The sequence below is a fragment of the Mesorhizobium sp. M0910 genome (assembly GCF_040319465.1).
Classification (GTDB): Bacteria; Pseudomonadota; Alphaproteobacteria; order Rhizobiales; family Rhizobiaceae; genus Mesorhizobium.
On record NZ_JAMYNZ010000003.1, the window covers coordinates 190,568 to 215,212 of the forward strand.

At 60.3% G+C, this 24,645-nt stretch carries 24 protein-coding genes; 3 read left to right on the forward strand and 21 right to left on the reverse strand.

From position 1 onward, the window contains the following. Position 1 precedes the first annotated feature (1 nt). The 6 genes from NKH78_RS08580 to NKH78_RS08605 all read right to left on the reverse strand — a co-directional run bounded on the left by NKH78_RS08580 (position 2) and on the right by NKH78_RS08605 (position 6,785). Positions 2 to 1,003 carry an ABC transporter permease gene (locus tag NKH78_RS08580; RefSeq protein ID WP_352777269.1) on the reverse strand — a complete coding sequence of 334 codons (1,002 nt, stop codon included), beginning with the start codon at positions 1,001 to 1,003 and terminating at the stop codon, positions 2 to 4. After that, positions 1,000 to 2,520, reverse strand: a complete 1,521-nt coding sequence (locus tag NKH78_RS08585) for a sugar ABC transporter ATP-binding protein (RefSeq protein ID WP_352701557.1) — start codon at positions 2,518 to 2,520, stop codon at positions 1,000 to 1,002. The genes NKH78_RS08580 and NKH78_RS08585 overlap by 4 nt, the downstream gene beginning before the upstream one ends. Beyond that, positions 2,520 to 3,608 (reverse strand): substrate-binding domain-containing protein, encoded by a 1,089-nt coding sequence (locus NKH78_RS08590; RefSeq protein WP_352882666.1) that lies wholly within the window; start codon positions 3,606 to 3,608, stop codon positions 2,520 to 2,522. The genes NKH78_RS08585 and NKH78_RS08590 overlap by 1 nt, the downstream gene beginning before the upstream one ends. A 32-nt stretch (positions 3,609 to 3,640) precedes the next feature. Continuing rightward, the gene (locus NKH78_RS08595) at positions 3,641 to 4,417 is read right to left on the reverse strand and encodes an SDR family oxidoreductase (RefSeq protein WP_352701559.1); all 777 of its coding nucleotides are present in this window, start codon (positions 4,415 to 4,417) and stop codon (positions 3,641 to 3,643) included. Positions 4,418 to 4,422: 5 nt separating this feature from the next. Continuing rightward, positions 4,423 to 5,595, reverse strand: a complete 1,173-nt coding sequence (gene dgoD, locus NKH78_RS08600) for a galactonate dehydratase (protein WP_352777263.1) — start codon at positions 5,593 to 5,595, stop codon at positions 4,423 to 4,425. Between the two features lie 605 nt (positions 5,596 to 6,200). Then, positions 6,201 to 6,785, reverse strand: a complete 585-nt coding sequence (locus NKH78_RS08605) for a glutathione binding-like protein (protein ID WP_352777262.1) — start codon at positions 6,783 to 6,785, stop codon at positions 6,201 to 6,203. Between the two features lie 390 nt (positions 6,786 to 7,175). On the opposite strand from NKH78_RS08605, the gene petA reads away from it, so the two are divergent. Genes petA through NKH78_RS08620 form a run of 3 tightly spaced genes read left to right on the forward strand, consistent with a single transcriptional unit; the run spans position 7,176 to position 10,570 of the window. After that, the gene (gene petA, locus NKH78_RS08610; protein ID WP_502899787.1) at positions 7,176 to 7,718 is read left to right on the forward strand and encodes a ubiquinol-cytochrome c reductase iron-sulfur subunit; all 543 of its coding nucleotides are present in this window, start codon (positions 7,176 to 7,178) and stop codon (positions 7,716 to 7,718) included. A 15-nt stretch (positions 7,719 to 7,733) separates the two neighbouring features. Continuing rightward, a complete protein-coding gene (locus tag NKH78_RS08615) occupies positions 7,734 to 9,029 on the forward strand; it encodes a cytochrome b (RefSeq protein WP_352777260.1) in 1,296 nt (431 codons plus the stop codon). Between the two features lie 23 nt (positions 9,030 to 9,052). Then, positions 9,053 to 10,570 (forward strand): mechanosensitive ion channel family protein, encoded by a 1,518-nt coding sequence (locus NKH78_RS08620; protein WP_352777258.1) that lies wholly within the window; start codon positions 9,053 to 9,055, stop codon positions 10,568 to 10,570. Positions 10,571 to 10,847: 277 nt separating this feature from the next. On the opposite strand, the gene NKH78_RS08625 is transcribed toward NKH78_RS08620, so the two are convergent. From NKH78_RS08625 to NKH78_RS08695, 15 genes are all read right to left on the reverse strand, one after another. Further along, positions 10,848 to 11,279: a DUF1810 domain-containing protein gene (locus NKH78_RS08625; protein WP_352777256.1), complete on the reverse strand. Its 432-nt coding sequence runs from the start codon at positions 11,277 to 11,279 to the stop codon at positions 10,848 to 10,850. A 42-nt stretch (positions 11,280 to 11,321) separates the two neighbouring features. Continuing rightward, entirely contained in the window at positions 11,322 to 11,603 is a 282-nt protein-coding gene (locus NKH78_RS08630; protein WP_352777253.1) for a GNAT family N-acetyltransferase, read from the reverse strand. A 55-nt stretch (positions 11,604 to 11,658) separates the two neighbouring features. Further along, positions 11,659 to 12,393: a sensor histidine kinase gene (locus NKH78_RS08635; RefSeq protein WP_352688872.1), complete on the reverse strand. Its 735-nt coding sequence runs from the start codon at positions 12,391 to 12,393 to the stop codon at positions 11,659 to 11,661. Positions 12,394 to 12,520: 127 nt separating this feature from the next. After that, on the reverse strand, positions 12,521 to 12,958 hold the full coding sequence (locus tag NKH78_RS08640) for a CBS domain-containing protein (protein ID WP_352688875.1): 438 nt from the start codon (positions 12,956 to 12,958) through the stop codon (positions 12,521 to 12,523). 137 nt (positions 12,959 to 13,095) lie between these two features. Continuing rightward, positions 13,096 to 13,617, reverse strand: coding sequence for a carboxymuconolactone decarboxylase family protein (locus NKH78_RS08645; RefSeq protein WP_352688878.1), 522 nt, complete (start codon positions 13,615 to 13,617; stop codon positions 13,096 to 13,098). 257 nt (positions 13,618 to 13,874) lie between these two features. Beyond that, positions 13,875 to 14,522 (reverse strand): HD domain-containing protein, encoded by a 648-nt coding sequence (locus NKH78_RS08650; RefSeq protein ID WP_352688881.1) that lies wholly within the window; start codon positions 14,520 to 14,522, stop codon positions 13,875 to 13,877. Positions 14,523 to 14,567: 45 nt separating this feature from the next. Further along, entirely contained in the window at positions 14,568 to 14,969 is a 402-nt protein-coding gene (locus tag NKH78_RS08655) for a cupin domain-containing protein (protein ID WP_352646006.1), read from the reverse strand. A 42-nt stretch (positions 14,970 to 15,011) separates the two neighbouring features. After that, entirely contained in the window at positions 15,012 to 15,770 is a 759-nt protein-coding gene (locus NKH78_RS08660; RefSeq protein WP_254818504.1) for an SDR family oxidoreductase, read from the reverse strand. A gap of 65 nt (positions 15,771 to 15,835) precedes the next feature. Then, positions 15,836 to 16,627, reverse strand: a complete 792-nt coding sequence (locus NKH78_RS08665) for an alpha/beta fold hydrolase (RefSeq protein WP_352688884.1) — start codon at positions 16,625 to 16,627, stop codon at positions 15,836 to 15,838. A 459-nt stretch (positions 16,628 to 17,086) separates the two neighbouring features. After that, on the reverse strand, positions 17,087 to 17,836 hold the full coding sequence (locus tag NKH78_RS08670) for a glucose 1-dehydrogenase (protein WP_352688887.1): 750 nt from the start codon (positions 17,834 to 17,836) through the stop codon (positions 17,087 to 17,089). A gap of 514 nt (positions 17,837 to 18,350) precedes the next feature. Continuing rightward, positions 18,351 to 19,334, reverse strand: coding sequence for an alpha/beta fold hydrolase (locus NKH78_RS08675; RefSeq protein WP_502899795.1), 984 nt, complete (start codon positions 19,332 to 19,334; stop codon positions 18,351 to 18,353). A gap of 566 nt (positions 19,335 to 19,900) precedes the next feature. Further along, positions 19,901 to 20,584 carry a response regulator transcription factor gene (locus NKH78_RS08680; protein ID WP_352505448.1) on the reverse strand — a complete coding sequence of 228 codons (684 nt, stop codon included), beginning with the start codon at positions 20,582 to 20,584 and terminating at the stop codon, positions 19,901 to 19,903. Further along, entirely contained in the window at positions 20,574 to 20,963 is a 390-nt protein-coding gene (locus NKH78_RS08685; RefSeq protein WP_254818501.1) for a response regulator, read from the reverse strand. The genes NKH78_RS08680 and NKH78_RS08685 overlap by 11 nt, the downstream gene beginning before the upstream one ends. Positions 20,964 to 20,965: 2 nt before the next feature. Continuing rightward, positions 20,966 to 21,607 (reverse strand): response regulator transcription factor, encoded by a 642-nt coding sequence (locus NKH78_RS08690; RefSeq protein WP_352505175.1) that lies wholly within the window; start codon positions 21,605 to 21,607, stop codon positions 20,966 to 20,968. Then, positions 21,604 to 24,468 (reverse strand): sensor histidine kinase, encoded by a 2,865-nt coding sequence (locus tag NKH78_RS08695; RefSeq protein WP_502899796.1) that lies wholly within the window; start codon positions 24,466 to 24,468, stop codon positions 21,604 to 21,606. Before NKH78_RS08695 ends, NKH78_RS08690 begins: the two co-directional genes overlap by 4 nt. Positions 24,469 to 24,645 lie beyond the last annotated feature (177 nt).

Genomic DNA, 24,645 nt, shown 5'->3' on the forward strand with positions numbered 1-24,645 from the left:
GTCATGTCCTGTTCAAGTGGTACTCGGCAATTACCACAGCAAGTATCAGCAGCGAGCCCTTGGCAAGCAACTGATAGAAGGTTGGCACGGACGTCAGTATCATCCCGTTGTTGAGGACGCCAATGATGGCGACGCCCAGCAGCGCGCCGATGATCGTACCCTTCCCGCCCTGCAAGGCGCAGCCACCCAGCACGGCCGCTGTGATGGCCTCGAGTTCCAGACCTTGGGATCCGGATACGGGCTGCCCCGAGCCGGTACGGGCAGCCAACAGAATCCCGGCCAATCCGGCCGTCACTCCACTCATGATGTAGATGCCGACGCGGTAGCGGTTGATGTTGATGCCGGAGAAGCGCGCGACAACGGGATTGCCGCCCAGGGCATAGATGTTACGCCCAACGATCGAGCGGGCAAGGAAGAGATGGAACACGATCGCGGTCAGCAAAAGAATCCAGATCAGCAGAGGCAAGCCGAGGATTTTTCCGATCCCGATGAAGCGGAATGTGTCGCTGAAGATCGCGATCGATTGTCCATCGGACATGATGAATGCGATGCCGCGGAAGATCGCCATCGTACCGAGAGTCGCGATGACTGCGTTGACCCGCCCATAGGTGATGATGATGCCGTTCACGAGACCGGCAAGACCGCCCAGGACCAGGCCGGCAACAATGCCCACCGCGGGTGATCCGGTGGCCTGGATGGCCATTGCGGTCGATACTGTGGTCAGACCGACAATTGCGCCGACAGCGATATCGAGCCCTCCGGCGACAATAACCACGGTCTGGCTCATCGCCAGAACGCCCAGGATGGTAATACCTAGACCGATGTTCAGCAGGTTTCGGCTGGAGAAGAACACGTCGCCTCTCAGGATGCCGAAAATGAGCACGAGGATGGCGAGAACAACCAGAAGGCTTATGTTGTGAATGCCGATGCGCTCCGCGATGCGTAAGGACGCGCGCCTTTTGTCGGTTTGTGCTGTTGCTGTCCTGAGTTCAAGGCTATTCACTGAATTTGTCCTCCGAGCGATGGCACAGATTGCGGCATTGCGTGTTTCAGGATCGTGGCCTCGTCGATGTCGGGGCGGGAAAGTTCGGCGGTGATCCGGCCTCCAGCCATGACGAGCACCCTGTCGGCGAGCCCGATCAGTTCCGGCATTTCCGAGGAAATCAGGATTATGCCGATGCCGCTGGCGGCGAGTTCATCGACCAGGCGATAGATTTCCGCCTTGGCGCCGATGTCGATGCCGCGGGTCGGTTCGTCGAGGAGGAGAAGCATCGGCTGCCGCGCAAGCCAGCGCGCGAGAACGACCTTCTGTTGATTGCCGCCCGACAGTTTCGAAACCTGTTCGTCGAGGTTAGGCGCCTTGATCGACATCTTTGCTGCGAGCGGTGAGACAATCTCCAGCGCCTTGCGCCGGTTGAAGAAGCCGAAGGTCGATGTCCTGTCGGGCACGCAAAGCGAAGCGTTGTCAAGAATGCTGCGGAACAGCAGCAGGGCTTCGTGCTTGCGGTCTTCCGGGGCGAAGCCGATGCCCGCCACGATCGCTGCATGCGGGCTGTTAGAGCCAACGGGCACGCCATTCATCGTTATGGTTCCGCCGAGGCGCCGATCATAGCCGACGATCGCCTTCGCCAGTTCGGATCGGCCCGCCCCCATAAGGCCGGCGATGCCGAGCACCTCCCCGCGGCGGACCTTGAGGCTCACATCGGTGACGTGGTCGGTGGTCAGGCCCGTCACCTCCAGCAACGGTTGCCCCGATTGCCACGTCTCGCGCGTAAACAGATCGGCGATGTCGCGGCCCACCATGAGCTTGGCTATGGTCTGCTCGCTGGCACCGGCAGCGGGGGATTCGTCGACCAGCCGGCCGTCCCGTAAAACGACAATGCGGTCTGCTAGGTCGATGATCTCGTTCAGCCGGTGAGAGATGTAGACGATCGAAGTGCCCTCTTCGCGCAGCCGGCGGATTACTGAAAACAGACGGCGCGCTTCGTCGTCGGTCAGTGACGAGGTCGGCTCGTCGAATGCGATCAACTGGCCGCCGGCACGTATTGCGCGCATGATTTCGATCATCTGACGCTGCGCCGGACCGAGCGTGCTGCAGAGTTGCCGCGGCCGCATATCCTGTTGCATGCCGAAGGTCGCAAGCACCTTATCGGTCTGCTCCTCCAGCCTGTGCCAGTCGAGCAGGACGCCCGCCAGCCGCGGCAGTTCCCCAACGAAAATGTTCTCGGCCACGGTCAGGTTCGGAACGATCTCCGGCTCCTGATGGATGACGCGTATTCCCGCTCTATGGCTGTCGCGCGGTTCGCCGAAAACGATCGGCGTGGAACCGTGCCGCACAGTGCCGCTGTCAGGCCCGAACACGCCCTCGAGAATTCGCATCATCGTCGATTTGCCGGCCCCATTCTCGCCAACCAGGGCGAGCACCTCTCCCGGCCGAAAGGCAATCGAGACGTTGTCAAGCGCCTGCACGACGCCGAAGCGTTTCGATATCCTATCGAGCGAGAAGAAATCCGATTGCATCAAAGCTCACTCCCGAGGATCGATCCCGTGTCGGTGGCGTGTGCGCGCTGACAACTGCGGGCCCAAAAAGCGTCATGCGCCCTGCGGCGCATGACGCGTAGCCGGTTCAGTGGCAGAGCTTGGCTTTGTAGTCCGACGCAAAATTGTCGGCGGTGATGTATTCCGGGTCGGTGAAGGATTGAACCGGCAGCTTCGTTCCATCCTTGATCGAGGCCAAGAGAATCTTCACCGCAAGCGCGCCGTGATTTTCCGAGTTGAGCCACATCGTGCCACGGAATGCCGATGGCTTTCCTGATCCGAAGGCGTCGCAGGCGCGGCTCCCGTCGATGCCTATCCCCATGCCCTGGTCTGCGGTATAGCCGGCACTCCAGTGCTCGCGCACCACCCAGCACGCCATCATCGTTGCATGAGTAGAATATCCAGTTCGTGACGCTGGGATTGGCCGTCAATGTGGTGGTCATCACGTCGATGGCGTTGACCATCGTGTTGTCGTAGGGGACGCGCAGGATATTCCCAGGCTTGAAATCGGGCACCGCCTTCAAGAACGCTTCTTCCGCGCCCTTGTTGCGCTGCATGCAGGTATCCGCCTTGCGATCCTCGATCGAGGCGATGCGCACCTCTTTGCCCGCCCAGCCGTCGGCCTTGTAGAGCTTGGCGAGCTCTTCGCCCACCCGCGCACCGATGTTGTAGGCATTCATGCCGACATAGGGGACCTGGGTGCCATCCTGGTAGTAGATATCGTCGTCGACCGCCACCAAGGGAATTTTAGCGGCCTTTGCTTTCTCCGCGATGACTGGTCCCAGCGCCTTGTCGGGGACGACGATGGCGATGCCTTTCACACCATCGCCGACCATCGTATCGAAGGTCGTGATCGTCAAATTGGCGTCGAACTGGACGTCCTGCGACACGAACGCGGCCCCGGCCGCCTCAGCCGCTTTCCTGGCGCCACCAACTTCGGCGACAAACCATGGATGGTCACCCATTTTGTTGATGTAGCCGATCTTGATTTCGTCTGCGCTTGCTGCGCCACTCATCAGTCCGGCAGCCAGTACCGCAAATGTCGCCAAAGCCTTTGTTGTGGTTTTCATGAAGATCCTCCCTGAGAGCTCTTTGGTGATTGCTAGTCGTGGTAGAGAACCGAGCGCCCACCATCGATGGTGATCGTCTCGGCATTTATGAACGGCGCTTCGTCCGAAGCGAGGAAAACCGCCGTCATTGCAACCTCGTCCGGCCGGCCGATGCGCTTGGGCGGATGGAGGTCGTAGGCTCGCCGCTTCTCCTCGGCGGGGTTCGGGAACGTGTTCCAGTAGGCCTCCGCGATCGGCGTCTCGATATAGCCGGGCGCGATCGCGTTCACCCGGATTCCGCGTGCGGCGTATTCGATGGCCAGCGAACGGGTCAGGCCCAAAAGTGCATGCTTGGCGACCGGGTACGGGAACGTATGGGGAATGATCTGGAAGGCGTGACAGCTCGCTATGTTGACGATGGACCCCGAGCCCTTCGCCAACATCGTCGGCAAAACCGCCTTGGCGCAGAACCACGCGGCCTGGAGGTCGAGATTAAGGCAGCGCTCCCATTCCTCATCCGGCATCATCAATGGTTCGTAGAAGACGTTGGCACCGGCATTGTTGACCAGAATGTCGACGCCGCCATAGACCGTGATCGTCCGCGCGACCATGTTCGCGACCGCGGATGCGTCGGTGACGTCAGTCTCGACGAACAGAGCGTCCGCGCCTTGTGCCAGCAGTTCGTCGGCGATCGCTTTCCCGCTTGCCGCATTCAGTTCGGCAATAACGGTCTTTGCCCCATGCATCGCAAAGGCGCGGGCGGTGGCGGCACCAATGCCCTGGCCCGCTCCCGTGACGATTGCGATCTTTCCTTGCAGCCGGCCTGCCATCGCATTCACCAGTCGACCACGGTGCCGTCCGGCATGACGGCATTACGGGCATGCAGCACTTCCTGCTTGAAGGGGTGGCGCGCGATCACGTCCTCATTGACGGTAACGCCAAGGCCCGGCAGTTCGGGCAGATCCCAGCGGCCTGGTTTACGCTGAATTGGCCAGGTGACGACGTCGTCGTACCAGGCGACGGCACCGGACATCTCCTCCTGAATGACAACGTTCGGCGTCGATATGCCGAAATGAAGAGCAGCCACACCGGCGATCGGACCAAGCGGGTTGTGCGGCGCAAGGCCGATGCCTGCGGTTTCCGCCATGGCCGCGATCTTCTTCGTCTCGAGCAGACCGCCAGTGTGGCAAATATCAGGCTGGGCAATGTTGAAGGCGCGGGCTGCGATCGAGTGCGTAAATTCGCGACGTCCGATCAGCCGCTCGCCGGAGGCGATCGGCACGGCTGATCGCGCGGTGATATGCGCCAGTCCGGCAACATCTTCGGGTGGAACGGGCTCTTCCGCGAACATGATGCGGGCCGGCTCGATTGCGTTGAGATAATCCATCGCCGCGTTAACCGATGCAGGGCGTCCGTGGAAATCGACCATGATGTCGATATCCGGGCCCACCGCCTCGCGAAGCGAGCCAACCATATTGGCAACGGAGTCGACTGCCTTGGCGGGCGATACGTAGTGGGTGTAGGGAACGCAGACGACCTTGACCGCGTCATAGCCTGCTTGCGTCACGATGCGTCCGCGTTCCACGATCGCATCCGCGGATCCGGTCTCATAGACCGCCTTCATGTCCCCGAGGCCGAGATGCGTGTAGGTGCGCAGATAGTCGCGGACCTGGCCGCCCAGAAGGCGCCAGACGGGGACGCCCAATGACTTGCCCAGGATGTCCCAGAGCGCGATCTCGATGCCGCTGACGGCAGACATTCCCTCGACGCCAAGACGCCAAAAGCCGTGGCGCGTAAGTATCTGGTAACACTGCTCCACGTTGCGCGGATCTTGCCCGACGAGCAGGGCCTCAAGATCCTGAAGCGCCCCAACGACGGCTCGGGTCTTCCATTCCAGCGTCGCCTCACCCCAGCCAAACAGCCCGGGCTCGCCGGTTTCGACCCGAACGAAGACCCAGTTGCGCATTTCCGCATTGCAGACGCGCGCCTTGATGGCCGTGATTTTCATCGGTCCTCCCAGTCCTGCCGTCTTTTTTGAAGGCAATATGTATGATTTATTACCAATAATATGGACGAGTCAAGCGCAACGTCGATGTGGGACCAGGGCCGCACCTCGATGTTCAGCTCGCAAACATCATGTCCTCGCCGCCCATCCAGCGCAGGTATCGGCAGCTCACTCAGCTTGCCTGATCGTGGCGGCGAACGTCATTGCTGTCGCACCGACAATGCGCCGGCGGCGATGATCGACCGTGTCGGAGCCTTACTCGCATTCATGATGAAGCTCTATGATGACCAACAAGCGGGAACGACGAGACCCGCCCGCCTCATCGGCCGACAGGAAATATTGCGCTTATTTCGACGGTGACTGCGGCGAATCCGGTATTCGCAACCACTCGGCCAGGGGGCAGTGCGGCGAGCTCTGACGGAATGTCAGTAAGGTCAAGCGTTTCCTCGATTTCCCTTCGGACAAATTCGAGATGTAGGCCGTCCCCGCGCTTGGAAGCGGCTGGATGTAGCATCCGCAGAAACGGCAGCATGAGAATGACTCCTGATCTTCTGTTGGGGCGAGAGAATATGTTGCGTCTGATCTTACGCTCGCGGCCACCCTCGGCTTCAGACGAGGCCCTCACGATCCATTGCGATGCGCACGGCCGGTCGAGCAGCCATTCGGGCGCGGAGGGCTTGCAAAGGCGCGGGAACGGGGACGTGGAAGCGGGCCGCCCAAAGCAGCATCACGAAAAGATAAAAATCCGCGACGCTGGGTTTGTCGCCGAACAGATAGTCGGTCTTGAGCCCGTCAGCGAAGAACTCGAATTGGCTCGTAATCGTCGCGCTCGCCTTGGCCTTTTCAGCATCGCTGCTTTGGTGCCACATCGGCTTGAAGCTTCGATGTATTTCAGTCGAGACGTAGGTCAGCGCTTCGAGAACGCGCGTACGGCCCAAAGGCCCTTCCACTCCCAGTGCCGGGTATCGCGACGCGAGCCAATCGAGGACGGCGATGTTTTCCGTCAGCGTTTCGCCGCTATCCAGCACGAGGGCTGGAACATACCCCTTGCGCGTCACGGTGGTGAAATCATCCCCGGAGGCCGTCCGCTTGGTTTTGAGATTGACGGTTTCGCGCTCGAAGGATGCACCAGCCTCCTCCAGCGCGATGTGGTCGGCCAGGCTGCAGGCGAGAGGGCTGTAGTAGAGTTTCACCGCTTTTCCCTTTTCTGAACCCGATTGAATTGCGCAATTGGTCCTCGCCGGGCGGAAAACCTGCCACGCGAGACAACCGCTCCAGAAACTCGCATCTGGCGGAGACCACGACTACGACACCGACAGCTAGACGTGCCTATGCCGAGGTATGGTCGGGCTGAAGTTTGGGATCGCCGTGCGCAATGCCGGGGCATATCCCAGCTCAGTGACCAACGGTTGTCTGGAGGAATCCACGACCTTCCATGATGGCATCATCGCCAGCCCGGCCAGTCCTTCGCTCAGGAAATCCTAAACGAAAGTATTGGACGCACGTGCCGTTGGCACGATGGCTCACACCCGGCCACGGCCGGCATATTTGGGCGATATGAGCAGACTGGAAAGGCGAAAGCCATGGCCTGCTTTTGCTCGATTGCCACCAACGCGATGACGCAGCTTCCAGCAACAGGAGTCGCCACCATGGCCGACCTTTCCGAAACCTCCACAGCCGAGCACACATTGCGCGTCGAAGCGCCCGCCGCGATCGAGGTCGACGTCTCATCGCTGACGCCGGGAACGTCGCTGATCGTCGACTGGCATGGCAAGCCGGTGGTCGTACGCAACCGCTCCGAAAAAGAGAGGAAGGACGCCGAGGCGGTCAGTCTCCCCGAGCTCAAGGATCCAATTGCCCGCAACGCCAACCTGCCGGCCGACGCGCCGGCAACCGACGCCAACCGGACTATTGCGGGCAAGGAGGCCTGGCTGGTGATGATCCAGGTCTGCACCCATCTCGGCTGCATCCCGCATGGTCAGGAAGGCGATTTCGGCGGCTGGTTCTGCTCCTGCCATGGTTCGCAATACGACACCGCCGGCCGCATCCGGAAGGGGCCGGCGCCGGAGAACATGGCGGTACCAGTGTTCCAATTCGTTTCCGACACCAAGATCCGTATCGGCTGAGGCAGGGGCATTTCGATGAGCGGCGACAAATACTCGACCTATACGCCTAAAACCAGAATCGAACGTTGGCTCGACGCCCGCCTGCCGCTGCCGCGGCTGGTCTATGACAGCTTCATCGTCTATCCCGTCCCGCGCAACCTGAACTACGCCTATACGTTCGGCGGCATTCTCACGATCATGCTGGTTTCACAGATCCTGACCGGCATCGTGCTGGCGATGCATTACGCTCCTGATACGGGGCTGGCCTTCAATTCGGTCGAGAAGATCATGCGCGACGTGAATTCGGGCTGGCTGCTGCGCTATCTCCATTCCAACGGCGCGTCGTTCTTCTTCATTGCCGTCTACATCCATATCTGCCGCGCGCTCTACTATGGTTCGTACAAGGCGCCGCGTGAACTGCTGTGGGTGCTCGGTTGCACCAACCTCCTGCTGATGATGGCGACGGCCTTCATGGGCTACGTGCTGCCTTGGGGACAGATGTCGTTCTGGGGCGCTACTGTCATCACCAACTTCTTCACGGCCATTCCGCTGGTTGGCGACTGGCTCCAGCAGCTTTTGCTCGGCGGCTTCGCGGTCGACAATCCGACGCTGAACCGCTTCTTTGCGCTGCATTACCTGCTGCCATTTGTGCTTGCGGGCGTGGTGACCTTGCATATCTGGGCGCTTCACGTCGTCGGCCAGAACAATCCGACCGGCATCGAGGTCAAATCGAAAACCGATGTCGTGGACTTCACGCCCTATGCGACCGTCAAAGATGCCTTCGGCATCCTCGTGTTCCTGTTCTTCTTCGCCTACTTCGTCTTCTACTTGCCGAACTATCTCGGGCATCCCGACAACAATAGCATCGCCAATCCGCTGAAGACGCCGGCCCACATCGTGCCGGAATGGTACTTCCTGCCGTTCTACGCGATCCTGCGGGCCATCACGTTCAATATCGGGCCGATCGATTCCAAGCTCGGCGGCGTGCTCGCGATGTTCGGCTCGATCGCGGTGCTGTTCCTGGTGCCGTGGCTCGACACCTCGAAGGTGCGCTCGGCAGTCTATCGCCCCTGGTACAGGGTGCTCTTCTGGCTGTTCGTTGCCAATGCCCTCTTTCTCGGCTGGCTCGGCTCCCGGCCGGCGGAAGGCGCATACGTCGTGATGTCCCAACTGGCGACGCTTTACTATTTCGCGTTCTTCATCATCGCCATGCCGGTGCTCGGGCTGATCGAAAAGCCGCGACGGCTGCCGAATTCGATCACCGAAGCAGTGCTCGAAAAAGGCAAGGCCAGGGGCAGAGGCCCGATCGCCGGGCCGGAGACCAAACGTTGAACTGGGCATTGCGGTGATTGTTCATGAACTGGTGGAACTCTCCTCTGGTCTACATCGTGTTGCTCGGCCTCGCCGGGATCGTCGTTTGGTCTCTCATCCCCAGACGCTTCGCCAATGCGAAGCTGGTCGTCCAACTCGCCTTTTTCGTCGCGATGTCGGCCATGGTTCTCCACCTGCGCGTCGTGCCGTACGAGGCCGCAGGGGACAACGAGACAACCGGAGGAGCGATCCTCATCGGCTCGGTCAAGCTGCTCTGGTGGGTTCACCTTGCCTGGGCGCTGATCGGATTTGTCCGTATCTATCTCGTCTTTGAGCGAAAGCCGCGCGAGGCACGTCTCCTGCAGGACGTCGTGGTCGGCATCGTCTATGCTGGAATGTTCCTGTCGATCCTGGCGTTCGTCTTTGCAGTGCCGGTCGGAACGCTCATTGCCACGTCGGGCGTGTTTGCCGTCATCCTGGGACTGGCGCTCCAGAATACGCTTGGTGACGTATTCTCGGGGATCGCGCTTAACCTCGGCCGCCCTTACGTGCTTGGAAACTGGATCATTCTGGGCGACGGAACCGAAGGCCGCGTTGTCGAGACCAACTGGCGGTCGACCCAACTCCTGACCCCGACCCACAATGTCGTCGCGCTGCCAAACAGCCTTCTCGCCAAGATCGGGGTAACAAATTTAAGTGGTCCGGACGAGAGCCATGGACTTGCCGTCACCGTCAAGGTGGCGCCAACGAAGACGCCGGCGATCATCGTAGATCTCATGCGCACTGTCTTGCTGAGCTGCAATTCAATCCTCCAGGACCCTTCGCCTTCGGTTACCATCAGAAGCCTGGATGCCGCAGCTATCGAGATCGAGTTGTCGTTTCGCGTCGCAAGTATTGACCAGCGAAGTGCCGCTCGGAACGACATCTTCGATCTCATTTATCGCCATTCAAAGTCGACCGGCATGCTGCTGGCGCAGCCACTTTCGGGCTCGATTGCCATGACCAACCGGCCGAGCGACGAGACGGCAGCCTCGCAAGGCTTCACCCCGATCGAGCTTATCAATTCCATACCGGTGTTCTCGGCACTGACGGGTACCGAGCAGGAGTCGCTCGCCAAAGCGGCCTCGGTTCACACCTACCATAAGGGCGAGATCATCGCACGACAGGGAGAGATGCTGCCGTCGCTCATGATCGTACGGACGGGCGTCATCGTCCGGCAAATTGGCGAGGACGACGATCAACTGCAGGAGATCGGCCGGCTTGCACCTGGCGATTTCTTCGGCGAGACCGGCTTGCTCGCCGGCATTGGCGAGATGTCGAGTTTGCGGGCAATGACCCCTGTCACGGTTTACGAGATAGACCAGGAAAGCTTTGCACCGCTGCTGCACGACCGGCCCGAAATGGCCGAAGATCTTGCCGCGATCCTGTCGATGAGGGTGTCGGCTTCTAATGAAAGCGGCATCGCGGGACAGCATCACACGAGCTCCAAATTCGCGCTCCTCAAAGCCATTCAGACGGTCTTTCGAGCCGCTCCGTTCAAGCGCGTTCGAGCACCTGGCTGACAAGGCATGCAGAAGGACAGAGATCCATGACCATCCGCCAAAGCGATATCACAGGCATCGATCCAGCCGGCTATCCTTGATTTTGCGGACGGACTGAAGGTAGGGCGCGTATTGCCCTCCTCGAATCGCCTCATGATCGGGCCCTTCGTCCTGTTCGACCATTTCGGCCCCGCTATATTCGACGCAGGTCACGGTTTCGAAATGGCACCGCATGATAAGGCAGCGGATGGTGACCTCTGCGCCGCGACGGCTTTACGCCGCTGGCACGAGCAGACCACTACGACATCAAGTAGAGATCGTTCATCGTTTCCTCGTCGAGCAAACCGTCGAACCAGACGTCGAAGATTGTCTCGAGCAGAAACTCGTCGTTGCTTGCTTCGGAAAACAGCGTGAGGGACGCGTGCAACTTCTTCGCATCAACCTCACCGAAGACAGCGCGAGCGCTCAGGCCGGAGAGCCGTTGCAGGGTGCCAACGCATTCCCGATAACGGCGTCCGAGGATCGGAAATGAGAGATAGGCGCTGGCTTCGTCGAGCGATGTGATTGCATATGGCTCAGGCGCTGCACCACTTTGCCTTGTGGCCAACCTTGGGAAAATGAACTCCATGTAGGGAGTGCACATCATCCCTCGACGTAGAATGGCCAGCGCGTCGTCGTAGACCGGATCCTGTGCGCTGACGAACCTCTGCAAATCATACTCGTCAGGCATTTGGATAGATCCTTGGGAAACCCTCAACATTCGTGCCCATGACTAGCCGCCGACGACATCTGCATAGTCCGGGTGCTTGGCGAAAAAGCGGCTCATGAAGGGACATTTCAAGATCGCTTTACGGCCGGTTTTGCGGAGCAGTTCGAAGGTCCCTTGGGCCAATTGCGACGCGATCCCCTGTCCGGAAAATTCCGACAGGACTTCGGTGTGTATCAGCGCAACCTTCCCGCCCTCGAGCCGATAATAGGCCGCCGCAAACCTATCGCCGGCGATCGGCAGCTCGAAACGATGCTGTTGGACGTTTTCGACGACTTGTGCATCCATCTTTATCTCTCGATTGTATGTCACGTTTATCACCGGAGGCAGATTGGCGGGGCCGCTATCGCATCGCAGGCAACCGCAGAGTGACGGTCGTGCCTGCCCCAAGTGTGCTCTGAATATCGATGCTTCCGCCTGATTGCTCGGCAAAGTGCTTCACCATCGGCAATCCGACGCCGCCGAGGCCTTCGCTTTTGGTGGTGAAGAACGGATCGAAGGCGCAGACCATCGTCTCGCTGGTCATCCCGATACCGTTGTCCGCGACACGGATATCTACCTGACTGGCGGCGGAGTTTTCAGAGGCCAAGCCGGCATCGATCGAGATGAAACCGCCGTCAGGCATTGCATCGCGCGCGTTGAACAGAAGATTCAGAACCGCATTTTGCAATCCAAAGCGATCGCATCGCACCAAAGGCAGGTCGGACCCGACCCGAAGCTCAAGACCGAAATTGGCGTCCAAGGCGCTCCGTACGAGGGTTTCGATCTCAGCCAGGCAAGCACCTACGTTTGTGTATTCGATTTCAGCGTGGCTCTCTCGGGCCAGGCTGATGGTTTGCCGGACAAGGCCACCAGCCCGCTCCAAAGCCGTTTTGGCGCCGGCAATTACAGGCCCAAGTGCCGGAGCCGCTTGGATGTTCGGATCGCGGGCCAGGTGGTTCAACGCCGACGAGGCGACCTGAATGAGATTGCCCAGGTCATGGACGATGCCGACCGTCGACATTTGCACGGACATACCACTGCCAGGGCCATCGGGCGGGCCGTCGAAGACATCTTCCTTTATGTCCGGACGAAACATTTCATTCCCCGCTGGCTAAGTCGTCACCTATTTGCTCCAATACGCTATAATTTACGACCTTTATTTTCTACTATATCTAAGAAGACGCCGATGCATACTTCCGTATATTCAATCGCGAGACCATGCTCTATTGATAGCCGATCCCGCTGATGTAGTTGGCAAGCAGCCGTTCCTGCAGTTCCTCTTGTTTAAAGAGCGCCTTCATCGCATCACGGATATCGAGGACGCCTAGCGGTTTCGAGTCAGCCCCGAGCACCGGCACATTCTGCAGGCCTTGCGCGGCCATGGTCTGCCAGACTGAATGAAGATCATCATCGGGACCACAGGACACGATGGACCGGCTCATCAATGCCGCAATCGCCGCTTCTGTTGACCCTGAATTGGCCAGATGGCGGACAAGGTCGGACTTGCTCAGCACGCCTGCCGCCTCCCCACTGCCGTGACACACCACGACCAGGCCTATTGCGGGCCTGGAAAGTGAGAGTGCCGCACTGCGGAGTGGAGCGTCGACATCGACCACCATGAGACGGGCCGATATTACTGGATGCAGACTGTCAATGCGCATGACGCCCTCCTGAGAGCGCCTCGCGGCCGTGGCCGGGAGGCTGAGATCGGTTCCAGTGTTGGTCGCCGAGCTCGGCGACTTTGCCCGGCCGCTCAGAATGGCTCACAAACAACCGCCATTCTGACCCATTCCAAAGATTAGCTCAGCGCTGCTTTGCTCAGGCCAAACTTCGCATCGCCCGAGCCCGGGACGGGTTTGAAGCCGATGTTCAGACGGTTCCAAGAGTTGACCGCCATGACAACGAAGGTCAGATCGGAGATTTCCTTCTCGGAAAGCTGCGACCTGACCCGATCGTAGATCTCGTCCGGGACACCCTGCTCGGGCAACTTCGTCAAGACTTCCGTCCATGCCAAGGCTGCACGCTCGCGAGGAACGAACAAGGTCGAATCCCGCCAGGCTGCCAGGTGGTAAAGGCGCAGTTCGCGCTCGCCATGAATCTTCGCCTGTTTGACGTGCATATCGAGGCAGAAGGTGCACCCGTTCATCTGCGCGGCTCGGACGGCAACAATATCCCGGATTGGCTCTTCGATCGACCCCTCTCGCGTCGCACCAAGAAATTCAATAAATTTCTTCAGAAGTTCGGGCGACTGCTCAGCATAACTCGCGCGTTGGGCGGCGGCTTTTCCTTTCGGAGCGACCGGTGACGCTGCAATATTCATTACTTTATCTCCTTGAGGTGTTTGCAATCCATTGCAGCGTAAGGATGATCGGTGAGCCAAATTGTTACTATCGTGCCCGATGATATGTATTGCCATTCAATAGGTCGGCGCGCCTAAACCGAAGTATAGGAAGCGGTGGAACGCTGCCCTCGGCAATTCGCTTTGCCGCAGGCATGCGACAGGCGCACAGCGTTTGGGTCACTTGAAGGGCGAGGCTGAACCGACCGGTGTCGATTGAACCTGGATCGAAACTGCGTTCACGCTTCGAAGGGAGCGTTCATCACAAGATCAACTGCCGAAGTCGCCTTGTAGCCTGAAACAAAGCGCTCGCCGAAGTCCCGGGCAAAGTTGTCGTAGGTGGTTTCCGGCCTGACCTCGGCGATATGGCAAAAGCATCGCGTCATCCGCCGCTTCATCCCGAGGCGCGGAAATTCGCCAACGATCTTTGCAATCTCGGCTGACGAAACGAGGCTGTATTGCAAGCCGACGACATCGAGGCAGATGCCGGCTGTGCACAGCGCCACCTCAGCCTCCTTGTAGAGGCCGATCGACGGCGTCGAGTTGAGGGCGACGCTGTCCCAGATCAATTGGGCGCGCCGCTCGTCGAAGCCGCCTTCCCGAACGAAGGTGCGGGCAAGATCGGCGCCTTCCACTTCGAAACGGCGCGGCCCGGCGAAGTCCTCATTGAGCGTGACGTCATGCAACAGGGTTGCAACGGCAACAACCTCCGCGTCGTGCTGGATATTCTGAATCTGTCCGATCCGGGCCGCGAAAAGCCAGGATCGGACAACGTGGTTGAACAGGTAGGGCTCACATCGCTGGCGGGCATGTTCGATCGCTCGGCCAACAAGCGGTGTATCGGGGACCGAAATCCCTGCAAGTGTGCGGCTGGCGATCGAATTCATGTCACTGACCGTCCTTTCGCATACGATGGTCCGGGGGCCGCGATTTCATTTCGCGTTCGTCGTCAGTTCCGTCTCGCTGGTGTCAACGACGAAAATAGCAAGCAGACGAGCGCCTTCCGTCTTGCTGGCGTTTTCGCTGACGGCATGACGGTCGCCCGGGAATTCGGAGAAACTCTCGCCGGCGCGATAAGTCTTCACCGGCCCATCGTTGACCTGGCTTCGGATCGCCCCCTCCAGAACCGTGGCATAGATGAACGCGGATTTGGGATGGGTATGGGCCGGCGACGTACCCCCCGGCGCGTACTCGACGAGCACGGCCTTCATGCTCTTGCCGGGCACGTTTGGAAGGGCCTGGTCGTAGACAAGCTTCACGCTGGCGGCGTCATTGGCCATTGCTGCGGTGACGGAAGCGGCGGTGAGCGCGGCGCAGAGAAGTGTTCTGATCATGTCTGGTCTCCTTATTGTGAGAATGGCCTATCCGGTGATTGCTTATTTCGGTGGCGTGTATCGGCTGAGCCAATCATCGAAACGCACGGCGCCGATGCGCGCATTCTCGCCGGGCACCAGCGTTCGGTCGTCGATTGCCACTTGGCCGTAGTAGAGCGCGCCGGGATCCGGGACGACTTTGCGCGGGTCGTTGGTGGCCTTCAGGAAGCGCTCGACAAGTTCGCTCATGCGAACACGCTCCGGGCCGGCAATTTCGATCATGCCGTTCAACGGCGCGGCAAGCGCGACGTCCGCCATCGCATCGGCAACATTATCAGCCGCCATGGGTTGGAAGTAGGCCGGCGACATATGAATGGTATCCCCGACGGCGCCCGTGTTTGCGATGGCGGCGGTGAATTCGAAGAACTGAGTGGCGTGAACGATGGTGTAAGGAATTCCTGATTCCCTGATCAGCTTTTCCTGAAGCAACTTGCCGCGGAAATAGCCCATGCCCTGCAGCCGGTCGGTACCGACGACCGACAGCGCCACGTGATGACGGACGCCGGCGGCCGTTTCGGCGGCAAAAAGATTACGCCCGGATGCCCCGAAGAACTCCAGGGCAGCCTTTTCCTCGAACGACGGCGAGTTCGCCAGGTCGACGACGACCTGCGCACCGGCAAGCGCGGCCGCCAGACCCTCTCCCGTAACGGTGTTGACGCCCGAATTCGGCGACGCCGCAAGCACGTCGTGTCCTTTATTTCGCAGCCTCTCCACGGTCTTTGAACCGATCAGCCCGGTTCCGCCGATGACGACGATCTTCATGTCTGGTCTCCTGGTGTTGCGTGTTTATTTTCGTTGCTCGATCGGATGCAGGCGCTTCCAGCCTGCTACTGACTGACCGATGCAGCAGCATCCTCGATGAGTGACGTGACCTCGTCGGGATGCGAAACCATGAGCGCGTGGGACGCACCCTCGATGACGACGGTCTTTACCGCGTGCGCACGCTTGGCCATGAAGCTCATGACGGCTGCCGGGATGTTGCGGTCATCCGAGCCGTAGATCATGTAGGACGGCAGCGTCTTCCATGAGGCGACGCCCGAGGTTTCAGCCAGAGCCGCCTGCGCAACAGGACGTTGAGTGGCAGCCATCAGCAAAGTCTGCTCTTGCGGAACGTCGGCGGCGAACTGGGCGCGGAACTTGGCCGGCTCGATGAAGAGGTCTTGCCCGCCGTCCGGCAACGCTACCGGAGCAAGCGCGCTCCCCAAGGTGCTGCCGGGAAACATGCTGGACAACGTAAGGCTCGATTCGCCGGTATCCGGCGCGAAACCCGCCACGTAGACCAACGCCTTTACGTTGGGATTGCCATTGGCGGCCTCGGTGATGACAGGCCCGCCGTAGGAATGCCCCACCAGCACGACCGGCCCGGAAACCGACCGGACGATGGCTGAGACTGCTTTCGCATCGCTGGCAACGCCGCGGAGCGGATTAGCTGCGGCTATCGCTACATAACCGTCTTTACTGAGCTTGGTGATGACTGCGTCCCAGCTCGACGATTCCGCGAAGGCGCCGTGCACCAGTACGATCGTCGGCTTGGGCTGAGAATTGGCGGCCTGCGCCATCCCGCCGCCCGACGCGGCCAGCGCTGCGGTGAGCGCCAGGGCTCGAGTTATGTTTCGCATTTGCTTTCTCCCGTGTGGCCTGTGGTGACCAATGCTCAAGAGAATGCGCCGACGCTGCCCGCCAACCTATTGTGCGGAAGGGTCTGTCATACAATGCCAAGGTGCAGGGTAGGTCACCGGGGAGATCAGGTGCCCTGCAGCATAATTGAGGTATCTATGCCGGGTGTGCATTGTCGGCGGACGCCGGAACAGACACTGAGGGCGCGCGGCCGGAGAGCTGTGTTTGCAAGACGCCGCTGCCGCCGTGGCGAGACCTGGCGATCCGACTTCTCTTGCGCGTCGATCCCTGCAATGCGACTTGCTATTTACGTGGCTCAATTTGCGCCACGTCGACAAAACGTGTCGCCTCCGACCTATTTGGCGCGAGTCGTGCGGCAGCTTCCCAAAAAATTTTCGTGAGGAAGACCGATTGCTCAGCCGATAACCGGCAGTCTATTGGCGCGATCTCGCAGTCATGGCTCAGAGCACTGCCATCCCGCCATCCACCCGCAGATTGATGCCCGTGACGAAACTGCTCGCGTCCGAGGCAAGGAACAGAGCAGCTTTTGCCAGCTCTTCCGGCTGCCCCATCCGGCCCAGGGGTATTGCCTCCGCCATCGCCTTTTCAAACAGCCCGCGCTGCTCAAACGGTATACCTAGCTTATCGAGAATAGCCGTATCCACCGGACCTGGGCTGAGCACGTTGACCCGGATGCCGCGAGACTTCAGTTCGATCGCCCAAGCGCGCGCAAAGGCATTTATGGCCGCCTTCGAGCCCGCGTATACAGCATGACCATCCAGGACCTTCTCGCTGGCGAGCGAGCCTGTGAGGATGATTGCGCCGCCGTTCCGCATGATCGGAATCAGCTTCTGGACGCCGAAGAAGACGCCTCGCGTGTTAACGGCAAATTGCGCATCATATTCTGCCTCGGAGACGTCGGCCGAGTGCGTGATGGTGTTTATGCCGGCGTTCGCCATATAGATGTCGAGCGCCGCGAACCTCTGGCGGATCTGCTGCGCTACCTCGTCATGGTGCGACACGTCGGCCACATTTCCCTGAATGCCCAGCGCGCCTGCCCCGATCTGTGCGACCGCTTCCTCGACCGCCTGCCGCCGGCGGCCGGTAATGACGACTTGCGCGCCCTCGGCCGCAAAGATTTTAGCAGCCGATAGTCCGATCCCGCTGTTTCCGCCGGTGACCACCGCGATCTTACCTGAGAGTGCGCCCATGTCGTTCCTGCCTTCGAAAAATTGTGCCGGTGCTGCTGCGATGGTCGCAACTGCTGGCCAAGAAAATTTCACGCCGAATTGAGACCGCCAAAATGAGCGGCAATCGCAAACGGCTACCGATTGATAAACTCCCGGCGATTAGCCAGTTTGACGTCATCGAGAGCGCTTTGGCCTTCAAGGCGCGGCGGCGACCCCCGACAGCGCGACGTAGTGTCGAACGCCAGCGATCGCCTCCGCGCTGCACAGGCGCAGTTGCCCGAATGGCAGCCCTGTCGCAGCATATGTTTGCCGCCTTTGCCAGCGCTCTAACTCGATGGCGCAGTGGTTCGGTTCCACAATCCGGGACATGAGCCGACAGACCGGCATTCAGGCCACCGCTCGGCTATGCGAGCGCACAAGGTTTGACCTGGCGCGCCACCTGAAATGCTGTTCAGGGCGCGCGAAATATTGCCAAAGGTGGTCATCGGCGGCTCCAAGGAAGTGCGGACAACATGCGGTCGTGTCTGAGGGCGTACTATCCTTTGATGAAGGCGAGCAGGTCAGCATTGACCTGATCCTGGTGTGTGGCCGTGATCCCGTGGGGCGCGCCGGGGTAATAGATATCCTTTGCGCCTTTGATCAATCGGGCCGACTTGACTGCCGAGTCCTTGACGGGGACGATCTGGTCGTCCTCGCCATGCAGGACCAGGGTTGGTACGTCGAACTTTTTGAGGTCCTCGGTAAAATCGGTCTCGGAGAACGCCTTGACGCTTTCGTACGCGTTGACGAGACCCGCCTGCATGCTCCAGAGCCAGAACTGATCCAGAGTCCCCTGGGAAACCTTGGCGCCCGGCCTGTTCGCGCCATAAAACAACGGTGCGAGGTCGCGGTAGTACTGCGAACGATCCTTGACGAGGCCAGCCCTTATGCCGTCGAATACCTCGATCGGCAGGCCTTCCGGATTGGCCGGCGTCTTCACCATGATCGGCGGAACAGCGGCGATAAGAACAGCCTTGGCCACCCGCTTCGTCCCGTGCCGTCCGATATAGCGAGCAACCTCGCCTCCTCCGGTGGAATGGCCGACCAGCGTGGCGTCCCGGAGATCCAGCGCCTCGATCACGGCTGCAAGATCGTCCGCATAGCCGTTCATGTCGTTGCCGGACGTCGCCTGGCTCGATCGGCCGTGGCCGCGCCGGTCATGCGCGACGACGCGAAAGCCGTTATGGGCAAGAAAGAGCATCTGGCCGTCCCAGGCGTCGGAATTCAGCGGCCAGCCGTGCGAAAATGTGACGACAGGACCCTTGCCCCAATCCTTGTAGTAGATTTCGGTGCCGTCCTTGGTCGTGATGGTGCTCATCGTCTTGGTTCCTTTGATTGAGGGGGAAGAGGAAAGCGTTTGTTTTCGGCTCGTTGCCGAAGCAGCGCGGGGCAGTCCGTTGGCTACCGTAGAGATCAGGCCTGCCAACAAGACATCGCGGCGAGATCCGCCGACGGAGAAAAGTCCGTCTTTGTTCATCATGTCCATCCATGTGCTCTGAACATCCTGCTCACCATCACGACCGTCGAGTCGGCCTGTGCGGTCGCGTTCGGGGAGGAGCGAGCGAGGAGCGGTAGAAACGCGACGGTCGTGATGGCTTGCGAGGAACAGGATGCACCGATCCGGGCCGCGAACCTATTCTACCGAAGCATCTGTCATACGATGCCAAGGTGCAGGGCAGGCACGCCGAGGATAGGGGCGGGCCAAGGCAAGCTCTTATAGACACACGTCAATTTAGGCTTGGGTAGCGGCGCGGGGACCGCCGCGGCATGGCCGGCGTCAGTTGTTGTTGCATGGAATGTTGCGAGTTTGTCGGTCAGGCTGGGCCGCCAAGGAGCGCCGCTCAATGGTAACCGATGTTGGCGCGGGCCTTGCCGCGAAACACCCAACAGGACCACCGATGTACATCAGGATCACCCGCACCAGCACGAGCGTACCGACAGCAGGAAGGCCTGGGCGCGCAGAGGTAGCAATTTCCCGCAGCCTGAAGCAGCCGGGCGCGCCGGGCGATCCTATTGGATGGGGCATGGATGGGCTTGTGCCAAATTCTAGGCCTGGCGCATCGGCGCGGGCAGCGTTTCCCATGTCCTGATCAGCTCACCGATGGAAGCGGCCTCCATCTTGCGCATGACATTGCCGCGATGCAGCTTGACCGTCACTTCACTGATGCCGAGGTCGAAGGCGATCTGCTTGTTGAGGCGTCCGCGCGCCACTTCTCGCAGAACCTCGCGCTCGCGCGGCGTCAGCGTCTCGACCCGCTCTACATTGCGCTTGACGATCACCGCATCCGCCCGCCGCTTGGCGTCCACCGCAATGCCCGTGATCACCGCGTCAAGCAGGGTCTGATCCCGCACCGGCTTGGTGAGAAAGTCCACGGCGCCGGCCTTCATCGCTTGGACAGTCATCGGGATATCGCCATGTCCGGTCAGGAAGATGATGGGTTTGGGGTTGCCGTTTTTCGCAAGATGATGCTGCAGATCGAGACCGCTCGTCCCTGGCATGCGCACGTCGAGGATCAAGCAGCCGGGACCTTCCAACACATCGGCGTCAAGCAATTCGCGGGTCGAGGTAAAGCTGACCGGCAGGAAACCCGCCGACAGGATCAATTCCGACAGCGCCTCCCGAACAGAGGCATCATCATCAACAATAATGACCAGCGGCTGCTCGGCTTCAGCCCTCCGCTGCTGTGATGACGGCGTCGATCTCCGTAATGGCAATTGGTCAACTGTCATGTTTAGGCTCCGTTTTTGGGTTGCGTAAAGCATCGCCGATCGCCGCAAGCAGGGCCTGGCCATCGAAGGGCTTGCAGAAAAGCCCGCCAATGCCCTTGGCGCGGTGCTGATCCACTATCTCGTGGCGACCGGTGATCAGGAACACAGGCAGGTCCGGACGCGCCTTCTTGACCAGGTCACGAAGTTCAAAGCCGTCCATGCCGGGCATCCCGATGTCGGTGATGAGCATGTCCAATCCAGACAGGCCGCTGACCAGCAATGCCCCCGGCGACGAGAAGCTGCGGGCCACATAGCCGGCGGACTCCAAGAGGTCCTCCAGCGACTCGAGCAGTCTTGGGTCATCGTCGACAATCGCAACGACAGGCCTCCGCTTGCTCACCCTCAGCTCCCCCCTGCCCGGCGCGAGTGCGTGATCGGTATTCCCAATCGCTCGGCGATGCGCACTAGGTCGGCGAGCGACGCCGCGATCATCTTCTGCATGACGTTCCTTCTATGAATTTCCAGCGTAACTTCGCTGATCCCTAGTTCAGCGGCGGCCTGCTTGTTGAGCAGGCCGCTGACCACCAGCGGCAGCACCTCACGTTCGCGCGGCGTCAACTCAAGATAACGTTGCTTCAACACGCCCAGCTCGGCGCGCTCCGATCGCTGTACCCGATCCTGGGCAATCGCCGCATGGATTGCGGCCATGAGGTCTGCATCGCTGAAGGGCTTGGTCAGGAAATCCACGGCGCCGTGCTTGATCGCACGCACCGAGGACGGGATATCGCCATGTCCTGTCAGGAAAACGATCGGCGGATGATCGCCCTCGGCAATCTGTCGCTGCAGATCGAGGCCGTTAATATCCGGCAACTCGATATCGAGGATGAGGCAGGCAGGGACGTCCGGCTTGTCAGCGCGGATATAATCGCCCGCCGATCCGAACGCTGTGGCACGCAGGCCATGTGCGGCCAGCAGTTCACTAAGCGCCTCCCGGATGCGTTCATCGTCATCTACGATAAAGACAATTTGGCCGTCCGTCGTCATGACGCCGCTTCCATTTCAACCGGCAACGTGAAGATAAACGTCGCTCCACGTGGTTCGTTCTTCTCGACCCATAGACGCCCGCTGTGCGACTCGATGATCGAACGGCAGATCGCCAGTCCCATGCCCATCCCTTGCTCTTTCGTGGTAAAGAACGGTTCGAATATCCGGTCGGGAAACTCGACGCCCCGGCCGCGATCTCTGACTTCGGCCTGGACAACATCCCCGATATGGCGCACGCGGATGCTGATAACTCCGTCATCCGCACCAGAGTCCATCGCCTCGATGCCGTTGCGAATGAGATTGACCAGAACCTGCTGGATCTGGACGCGATCGAGCGCGACTAGCGGAACGTCGCTTTCGACATCAACGCTGATGCGAACGCCCCGCCGCATCGCTTCCTCGGTCACGAGGTCGCGTGCCTCTGCGATGACACTGCTGAGCGCGGCATTGGTCCTCGTCTCGGTGGATTGCTTGAACAGCGCGCGGATGCGGCCGACGACGTCCGCCGCCGAATTGGCGTCCCGGATAATGCGCTCGGCCGTAATCTTCGCGCGTTCGACGTTCGGCGGGACGGCGCCCAGCCAACGGTGGCATGCATGGGAATTGGCGACGATCGCGGCCAGCGGCTGATTCACCTCGTGCGCGATCGAAGCGGAAAGCTCGGCGAGACTTGCAGCCTGAGTGGCTTGCGCGAGTTTGTCGGAGGCTTGTCGCAGCGCTTCCCGCGCGCGCACCTCTTCGTCGATGTCGAGGGAAACCCCGTACCATTGCACAACCGCCCCGTCTTCATCACGCCGCGGCTCGACCCTGCACTCCGCCCAGCGATAGCCGTCTGTTTCGCGCCAACGAAACCGCATCGCGGAACCGCCGCCTGTTTCGAAACAAGTCAGCAACGTGCGCAGCACCTCGGGAGCATCTTCGGGATGAACCAGTTCTTGCAGCAATTCCTCGATGCGCGGCTCTCCGAGTGTTTCGACATTGGCGATGACGGCGCGGAAATGGTCTTGGTATCGCTTGTTGAAGTAGACCGGCCCGCCGGTCGGCACCGCGCTCCAAATGCGGACCGGCACAGCGTCGATCATCTGCTGAAGCTGCAATTCGCTCCGCCGCAGCGCCTCTTCGGCTTGCATCTGATCGTCTATGTCGTGACAGAGGCCGTACCACTGCACGATCAGGCCAGCGTGATCGCGCATCGGCTCTGCCCGGCTCGACATCCAGTGATAGACGCCATCGGCGCGGCGCAGGCGATACCTCATGGAGAAGCGCTCGCCGGTAGCAAGGCAGTGACTGAGCGTGTCGCCGAATGCTGCTGCGTCGTCCGGATGGACGGTGGCCGCTATCATCGCCGCCAGCCGGCCGATGCCCTGTTTGTCCAAATCCGTTACGTCAAGGCCGAGAAAGTCGACCATTCGCTTGTTGAAAAAGGTCGGCTCGCCGTCCGGCGTCAGGCGCCAAACGTGGCTCGGAACCATGTCGACAAGCTGCGAGAGCTCCCGCTCCCGGTCGCGCAATGCCTCCTGCGCGCGCACCTCATCGTCGATGTCGATGCTGGCCGTGTACCATTGGACGATCGCTCCACTCTGGTTCCGCAGCGGCTCGGCGCGGCCCTCCCTCCAGCGGTAGACACCGTCAGCGCGACGCAGGCGATACCGTATGGGATAGGGTTCGCCGGTGGCGAGTGAGCGGCTGAGCCATTCTCTCATCCTGGGTCCATCGTCGGGATGGACGGCTGCCGCGACTACGGTCGCCAGGCGGCTCGTGCCCGGCTTGTCCCAGCCCGCGATGTCGTTGAGGCCGATATAGTCTGTCGTGCGCTTGCTGAAGAAGGTTGGTTCGCCGTTGGGCGCCATGCGGGCAATGTGAGCGGGGATCATTTCGACCAGCAACGAGAGTTCTCGCTCCCGCTCCCGCAAGGTCTCCACACTTTGGCGCAAAGTGAGCACCGCCGCCTGATGCTGCCTGGAAATGGCGGCCACGACGAGCGCCGAAAATGCAGAGATGCCCAGAAAAAGCTGCAGCATGATCTGGTTGTGCTTCTGGGACTCGGGATCGCCGGCAAATTGGCTGGCGCCGGATATCGTGAATACTGCCGTGATCAGAGCGAGAACGGTCAATGCTACGGCGGCGCCTCGGAACTCAAAGCGCACCGCGGCCCAAAGAAGAGGCGGCATGATGATGTAGGCGAACGGCAGATAGCCGCTCAAGGAAAGGGCGGCGATCCCAAGAAAGATCAGCCCTAGGACGCAAGCTTCCATCCACCGCGCTGCCGAGAGCTGCGCCTTGCCGCGCCAGTTCTGGAACACGACCAGCGCCAGTGGCGCTACGATCAGGACTCCTGTCGCGTCTCCGATCCACCACAGCGGCCAAGCCGTCGCAAAGCTTTGCGATTGTATGCCAAACCACGCAAGCGCCGCACTTCCGACCGTGGCGCTTGCAACCGGCGCAACTCCAGCGGCCAGTACGACGAATGCGAGGACGTCCCGCAACGTTTCCAGCCGAACTGGGCGCTTGCAGGTCTGGTTCACAAGCCATGCGCCGGTCACCGCTTCAAGAGCGTTGCCGGCAAAGATCAGGAAGGCCGCGGGCAGCGGAGTGTGGAACCACAAGAAGTTGCTGAACAGTTCTGCCACACAGGCCCCCAGCACCCACCACGGCCAGCTATACCTGGAGGCGAAGACAAGCGTAGCGATGAAAAGCCCGCTCGGAGGCCAAATGGAAATCCCTGTTCCAGGTATGATTGCGAGCGACTGGGCGAAGCCGCAGCCCAGGACATAGGCCGTAATAAAAAGCCCCAGATGCAAGAATTGAGGACGGTGCGACCAGACGCGCGACAACCTGCCTCTTTCAAGATCGCTGATCATGTTGCCGCGAATCAGGCCCGGTTCATTCGTCGCGAAAGGTCGGCCACTTCCCGGTCCGGATCGGTCCAACTCATGCGTTAACGCGAGCGTTGCGTTGGAATCGGTCTCGCCAAGTGAGTTGGGCGCTATCGTCATCGGGTGCCCCTGACGGACAAACAAAATCTGGAGATTGTCGGC

Excerpts from the sequence above, each read along its gene's own strand:
- NKH78_RS08585 (WP_352701557.1), bottom strand. The coding sequence starts at position 2,520 with ATGCAATCGGATTTCTTCTCGCTCGATAGGATATCGAAACGCTTCGGC.
- NKH78_RS08590 (WP_352882666.1), bottom strand. The coding sequence starts at position 3,608 with ATGAAAACCACAACAAAGGCTTTGGCGACATTTGCGGTACTGGCTGCC.
- NKH78_RS08595 (WP_352701559.1), bottom strand. The coding sequence starts at position 4,417 with ATGGCAGGCCGGCTGCAAGGAAAGATCGCAATCGTCACGGGAGCGGGC.
- dgoD (WP_352777263.1), bottom strand. The coding sequence starts at position 5,595 with ATGAAAATCACGGCCATCAAGGCGCGCGTCTGCAATGCGGAAATGCGC.
- petA (WP_502899787.1), top strand. The coding sequence starts at position 7,176 with ATGGCCTGCTTTTGCTCGATTGCCACCAACGCGATGACGCAGCTTCCA.
- NKH78_RS08615 (WP_352777260.1), top strand. The coding sequence starts at position 7,734 with ATGAGCGGCGACAAATACTCGACCTATACGCCTAAAACCAGAATCGAA.
- NKH78_RS08620 (WP_352777258.1), top strand. The coding sequence starts at position 9,053 with ATGAACTGGTGGAACTCTCCTCTGGTCTACATCGTGTTGCTCGGCCTC.
- NKH78_RS08625 (WP_352777256.1), bottom strand. The coding sequence starts at position 11,279 with ATGCCTGACGAGTATGATTTGCAGAGGTTCGTCAGCGCACAGGATCCG.
- NKH78_RS08630 (WP_352777253.1), bottom strand. The coding sequence starts at position 11,603 with ATGGATGCACAAGTCGTCGAAAACGTCCAACAGCATCGTTTCGAGCTG.
- NKH78_RS08635 (WP_352688872.1), bottom strand. The coding sequence starts at position 12,393 with ATGTTTCGTCCGGACATAAAGGAAGATGTCTTCGACGGCCCGCCCGAT.
- NKH78_RS08640 (WP_352688875.1), bottom strand. The coding sequence starts at position 12,958 with ATGCGCATTGACAGTCTGCATCCAGTAATATCGGCCCGTCTCATGGTG.
- NKH78_RS08645 (WP_352688878.1), bottom strand. The coding sequence starts at position 13,617 with ATGAATATTGCAGCGTCACCGGTCGCTCCGAAAGGAAAAGCCGCCGCC.
- NKH78_RS08650 (WP_352688881.1), bottom strand. The coding sequence starts at position 14,522 with ATGAATTCGATCGCCAGCCGCACACTTGCAGGGATTTCGGTCCCCGAT.
- NKH78_RS08655 (WP_352646006.1), bottom strand. The coding sequence starts at position 14,969 with ATGATCAGAACACTTCTCTGCGCCGCGCTCACCGCCGCTTCCGTCACC.
- NKH78_RS08660 (WP_254818504.1), bottom strand. The coding sequence starts at position 15,770 with ATGAAGATCGTCGTCATCGGCGGAACCGGGCTGATCGGTTCAAAGACC.
- NKH78_RS08665 (WP_352688884.1), bottom strand. The coding sequence starts at position 16,627 with ATGCGAAACATAACTCGAGCCCTGGCGCTCACCGCAGCGCTGGCCGCG.
- NKH78_RS08670 (WP_352688887.1), bottom strand. The coding sequence starts at position 17,836 with ATGGGCGCACTCTCAGGTAAGATCGCGGTGGTCACCGGCGGAAACAGC.
- NKH78_RS08675 (WP_502899795.1), bottom strand. The coding sequence starts at position 19,334 with ATGATGAACAAAGACGGACTTTTCTCCGTCGGCGGATCTCGCCGCGAT.
- NKH78_RS08680 (WP_352505448.1), bottom strand. The coding sequence starts at position 20,584 with ATGACAGTTGACCAATTGCCATTACGGAGATCGACGCCGTCATCACAG.
- NKH78_RS08690 (WP_352505175.1), bottom strand. The coding sequence starts at position 21,607 with ATGACGACGGACGGCCAAATTGTCTTTATCGTAGATGACGATGAACGC.
- NKH78_RS08695 (WP_502899796.1), bottom strand. The coding sequence starts at position 24,468 with ATGATCAGCGATCTTGAAAGAGGCAGGTTGTCGCGCGTCTGGTCGCAC.